Source organism: Tritonibacter scottomollicae (assembly GCF_003003215.1).
Classification (GTDB): domain Bacteria; phylum Pseudomonadota; class Alphaproteobacteria; order Rhodobacterales; family Rhodobacteraceae; genus Epibacterium; species Epibacterium scottomollicae.
On record NZ_PVUF01000045.1, the window covers coordinates 1 to 5840 of the forward strand.

The window sequence follows — 5840 nt, forward strand, 5'->3', positions numbered from 1 at the left end:
CTCAGGGAAGACTGGGGCACTTCGGAGATTGATTAGGCGGTGGCGCTCTTAGTTTTGCGCGACGGTCTGCTTTTGGGCTCTGAGTGTTTGCTCTTTGACATTGTTGGATGACTGAAGAGATATGTGGGCGGTTTGGTTCATTTCGATGGATCAACGTCTGTATATCAACGCTACTAGGACGCAAGTTCGATGATGTAGTGTCAGCTTCACTGTCTTGTTCGGCTTTCTGTACCTTTGGTACTGAAGCACGAAAGACAGAGAATAATTGGTTGCATTTCTGGTTCCTAGCCGGGTCAGATCGCAGGTTACTTGGACCCCCGTGTTCGAGTGATTTTGTTAAAGCAACCAGTGATGTGCAGAGGTTCGAACGTCAAGGATAGCAACGCAAGTTGCTTTCAACTTGAGAGTTTGATCCTGGCTCAGAACGAACGCTGGCGGCAGGCCTAACACATGCAAGTCGAGCGCTCTCTTCGGAGGGAGCGGCGGACGGGTTAGTAACGCGTGGGAACGTGCCCTTCTCTAAGGAATAGCCACTGGAAACGGTGAGTAATACCTTATACGCCCTTCGGGGGAAAGATTTATCGGAGAAGGATCGGCCCGCGTTAGATTAGATAGTTGGTGGGGTAACGGCCTACCAAGTCTACGATCTATAGCTGGTTTTAGAGGATGATCAGCAACACTGGGACTGAGACACGGCCCAGACTCCTACGGGAGGCAGCAGTGGGGAATCTTGGACAATGGGCGCAAGCCTGATCCAGCCATGCCGCGTGAGTGATGAAGGCCTTAGGGTCGTAAAGCTCTTTCGCCTGTGAAGATAATGACTGTAGCAGGTAAAGAAACCCCGGCTAACTCCGTGCCAGCAGCCGCGGTAATACGGAGGGGGTTAGCGTTGTTCGGAATTACTGGGCGTAAAGCGCGCGTAGGCGGACTGGAAAGTTGGGGGTGAAATCCCAGGGCTCAACCCTGGAACTGCCTCCAAAACTATCAGTCTAGAGTTCGAGAGAGGTGAGTGGAATTCCGAGTGTAGAGGTGAAATTCGTAGATATTCGGAGGAACACCAGTGGCGAAGGCGGCTCACTGGCTCGATACTGACGCTGAGGTGCGAAAGTGTGGGGAGCAAACAGGATTAGATACCCTGGTAGTCCACACCGTAAACGATGAATGCCAGTCGTCGGGTAGCATGCTATTCGGTGACACACCTAACGGATTAAGCATTCCGCCTGGGGAGTACGGTCGCAAGATTAAAACTCAAAGGAATTGACGGGGGCCCGCACAAGCGGTGGAGCATGTGGTTTAATTCGAAGCAACGCGCAGAACCTTACCAACCCTTGACATCCTAGGACCGCCAGAGAGATTTGGCTTTCACTTCGGTGACCTAGTGACAGGTGCTGCATGGCTGTCGTCAGCTCGTGTCGTGAGATGTTCGGTTAAGTCCGGCAACGAGCGCAACCCACATCCTTAGTTGCCAGCAGTTCGGCTGGGCACTCTAGGGAAACTGCCCGTGATAAGCGGGAGGAAGGTGTGGATGACGTCAAGTCCTCATGGCCCTTACGGGTTGGGCTACACACGTGCTACAATGGCAGTGACAATGGGTTAATCCCAAAAAACTGTCTCAGTTCGGATTGGGGTCTGCAACTCGACCCCATGAAGTCGGAATCGCTAGTAATCGCGTAACAGCATGACGCGGTGAATACGTTCCCGGGCCTTGTACACACCGCCCGTCACACCATGGGAGTTGGTTCTACCCGACGACGCTGCGCTAACCCTTCGGGGAGGCAGGCGGCCACGGTAGGATCAGCGACTGGGGTGAAGTCGTAACAAGGTAGCCGTAGGGGAACCTGCGGCTGGATCACCTCCTTTCTAAGGATGTTCCTGGCAGCTTTGAGTGCTTGCACTCAAGTTCGTGGAACACTTAGCAGAAGATCAGCAAACAAAGCTGGTCACATCAGGACCGAGCCGTCCTCATATCTCTTCAGAAAATGTCAGGACCTTACCAACTGGTTAGGTTCAGCAAGGGGCCTTAGCTCAGCTGGGAGAGCGCCTGATTTGCATTCAGGAGGTCAGGAGTTCGATCCTCCTAGGCTCCACCACTTTGCAAACGGCCCTAACAAGAATGGGTCGGTAGCTCAGGTGGTTAGAGCGCACGCCTGATAAGCGTGAGGTCGGAGGTTCAAGTCCTCCTCGACCCACCATTCTTCATCCAATAGATCAGAGAGTTCGATTAGACCTTTGAGACACCTCAGCGCAGGTGGTTCAAACGTCCAATCGGACACTGCGGCAATCATCTGATTGCCTTGATATCGTTTAGAGAGAAAAATCAACAACACTGTTGGTCCTCCCGAGTGTGGGAACGACCTCAGATAGGTGAAGCGAGCTTGCTCGTGGACAGCACCGGATCCGTCATGTTTCCTCAGACGCCCGGATGTATGCCTGCCTGAAACGACAGTAGTTGTCCAAGTCAAGTACACTAACCCGCATGATCTACCCGATCATGCATTGTTCTTCTCTTCGCCTGAGATCGACATCACAGGCACTGAAGGGAAGAGCGGGAAAGTATGCTTTTTGGTTCAGAAACAGAGACCTGGCTACTTACCAGCTGTCAGGTCACGATAGCCGCATGGCTGTCTCTTTCTGGATCAGATCAAGCGCGAGAAGGGCGTTTGGTGGATGCCTTGGCAGTAAGAGGCGATGAAGGACGTGATACTCTGCGATAAGTCATGGTGAGCCGAGAATAGGCTTTGACCCATGAATTTCCGAATGGGGCAACCCACCTGAAAGTTTGATATAATAGCGACTTCGGTTGCTGCTTATATCCGGCTTAATCAGGTACTTATAGACTGAATACATAGGTTTATAAGAGCAAACCCGGGGAACTGAAACATCTAAGTACCCGGAGGAAAGGACATCAATAGAGACTCTGTTAGTAGCGGCGAGCGAACGCGGACCAGCCGAGCCTGATGAGTGACCAGAACATGTTGGGAAGCATGGCCATAGCGGGTGACAGCCCCGTATGGGAAGCTCTGAAGGACGTATTAAGTAGGGCGGAACACGTGAAATTCTGTCTGAAGATCGGGGGACCACCCCCGAAGGCTAAGTACTCCTTACTGACCGATAGCGAACCAGTACCGTGAGGGAAAGGTGAAAAGCACCCCGACGAGGGGAGTGAAACAGTACCTGAAACCGAACGCCTACAATCAGTTGGAGGCCCCTTGAGGGCTGACAGCGTACCTTTTGTATAATGGGTCATCGACTTGGTCTCACGAGCAAGCTTAAGCCGTTAGGTGTAGGCGCAGCGAAAGCGAGTCTTAATAGGGCGAATGAGTTCGTGGGATCAGACCCGAAACCGAGTGATCTAGGCATGACCAGGATGAAGGTGCGGTAACACGCACTGGAGGTCCGAACCCACACCTGTTGAAAAAGGTCGGGATGAGTTGTGCCTAGGGGTGAAAGGCCAATCAAACTCGGAGATAGCTGGTTCTCTGCGAAATCTATTTAGGTAGAGCGTCATCCGAATACCCCGGGGGGTAGAGCACTGGATGGGTAATGGGGCCCCACAGGCTTACTGATCCTAACCAAACTCCGAATACCCGGGAGTACTAGATGGCAGACACACTGCGGATGCTAACGTCCGTAGTGGAGAGGGAAACAACCCTGACCTCCGGCTAAGGCCCCTAATTCATGGCTAAGTGGGAAAGCAGGTGGGATGTCCAAAACAACCAGGAAGTTGGCTTAGAAGCAGCCATCTTTTAAAGATAGCGTAACAGCTCACTGGTCTAAATAAGACGTCCTGCGGCGAAGATGTAACGGGGCTCAAGCCATGAGCCGAAGCCGAGGATGCACATAGTGCATGGTAGCAGAGCGTAGTGTGACATAGTTCCATGCGTCCTTACCTTCTTTCGGGAAGGATTGGACGCAAGGAGCTTTCGATGAAGCGGGCGCGTGAGCGATCCCGTGGAGAGATCACTAGCGAGAATGATGACATGAGTAGCGACAAAGAGTGTGAGAGACACTCTCGCCGAAAGTCCAAGGGTTCCTGCTTAAAGCTAATCTGAGCAGGGTAAGCCGGCCCCTAAGCCGAGGCCGAAAGGCGTAGGCGATGGGAACTAGGTTAATATTCCTAGGCCAGGAGGATGTGACGGATTGCGAAGGTAGTTTGCCCTTATCGGATTGGGCGGGCTGCTAAGTAGTCCCTGGAAATAGCCCTCCATCAGACCGTACCCTAAACCGACACAGGTGGACTGGTAGAGAATACCAAGGCGCTTGAGAGAACGATGTTGAAGGAACTCGGCAAAATACCTCCGTAAGTTCGCGAGAAGGAGGCCCGGGTCCTACGCAAGTGGAATCCGGGGGCACAAACCAGGGGGTGGCGACTGTTTATTAAAAACACAGGGCTCTGCGAAGTCGCAAGACGACGTATAGGGTCTGACGCCTGCCCGGTGCCTGAAGGTTAAAAGGAGGGGTGAGAGCTCCGAATTGAAGCCCAGGTAAACGGCGGCCGTAACTATAACGGTCCTAAGGTAGCGAAATTCCTTGTCGGGTAAGTTCCGACCTGCACGAATGGCGTAACGACTTCCCCGCTGTCTCCAACATCGACTCAGCGAAATTGAATTGCCTGTCAAGATGCAGGCTTCCCGCGGTTAGACGGAAAGACCCCGTGCACCTTTACTACAGCTTCGCACTGGCATCAGGATTGTGATGTGCAGGATAGGTGGTAGGCATTGAAGCAGGAACGCTAGTTCCTGTGGAGCCATCCTTGAGATACCACCCTTCGCACTCTTGATGTCTAACCGCGGTCCATTATCTGGATCCGGGACCCTGCGTGGCGGGTAGTTTGACTGGGGCGGTCGCCTCCTAAAGCGTAACGGAGGCGCGCGAAGGTTGGCTCAGAGCGGTCGGAAATCGCTCGTTGAGTGCAATGGCAAAAGCCAGCCTGACTGCGAGACTGACAAGTCGAGCAGAGACGAAAGTCGGCCATAGTGATCCGGTGGTCCCGAGTGGAAGGGCCATCGCTCAACGGATAAAAGGTACGCCGGGGATAACAGGCTGATACTGCCCAAGAGTCCATATCGACGGCAGTGTTTGGCACCTCGATGTCGGCTCATCTCATCCTGGGGCTGGAGCAGGTCCCAAGGGTACGGCTGTTCGCCGTTTAAAGAGGTACGTGAGCTGGGTTTAGAACGTCGTGAGACAGTTCGGTCCCTATCTGCCGTGGGTGTAGGATACTTGAGAGGAGTTGCCCCTAGTACGAGAGGACCGGGGTGAACGAACCACTGGTGGACCAGTTATCGTGCCAACGGTAGTGCTGGGTAGCTATGTTCGGAAAGGATAACCGCTGAAGGCATCTAAGCGGGAAGCCCCCCTCAAAACAAGGTATCCCTGAGGGCCGTGGAAGACCACCACGTCAATAGGCCGGAGATGTAAGTGCAGCAATGCATTCAGTTGACCGGTACTAATCGCCCGATTGGCTTGATCTGATCCAGTAAAAGACAGCCACACCAAAAACGCATACACAAAACTTGGACAACTCGTTGACCTCCTAAAAACAAGGTCAAAACGTTGATTTGCTAGACAAAAAAAGTCTAGCGGGGTTCTTATTCGGTTTGGTGGCCAAAGCACAAGCGAAACACCCGGTCCCTTCCCGAACCCGGAAGTTAAGCGCTGTTGCGCCGATGGTACTGCATCTTAAGGTGTGGGAGAGTAGGGCACCGCCAAACCTAATAAGAACCCCAATTCTCTCAAAACGACAACAAACAAAACAAACACCGCGGGATGGAGCAGCCAGGTAGCTCGTCAGGCTCATAACCTGAAGGTCGTAGGTTCAAATCCTACTCCCGCAACCA

General features: G+C 53.0%; 3 tRNA genes and 3 rRNA genes. All 6 read left to right on the forward strand.

Going from position 1 to position 5840, the window contains the following annotated elements:
* Positions 1-396 precede the first annotated feature (396 nt).
* The 6 genes from CLV89_RS21920 (at position 397) to CLV89_RS21945 (ending at position 5840) form a co-directional block, all read left to right on the forward strand.
* Positions 397-1860 (forward strand): 16S ribosomal RNA (locus CLV89_RS21920).
* A gap of 154 nt (positions 1861-2014) precedes the next feature.
* A tRNA-Ala gene (locus tag CLV89_RS21925) sits at positions 2015-2090 on the forward strand.
* Positions 2091-2115: 25 nt separating this feature from the next.
* A tRNA-Ile gene (locus tag CLV89_RS21930) sits at positions 2116-2192 on the forward strand.
* A gap of 447 nt (positions 2193-2639) precedes the next feature.
* A 23S ribosomal RNA gene (locus tag CLV89_RS21935) occupies positions 2640-5474 on the forward strand.
* Positions 5475-5599: 125 nt separating this feature from the next.
* Positions 5600-5714, forward strand: a 5S ribosomal RNA gene (gene rrf, locus CLV89_RS21940).
* The 16S, 23S and 5S rRNA genes sit together here with 3 tRNA genes alongside, the layout of an rRNA operon.
* Positions 5715-5763: 49 nt before the next feature.
* Positions 5764-5840: transfer RNA gene (locus tag CLV89_RS21945), tRNA-Met, on the forward strand.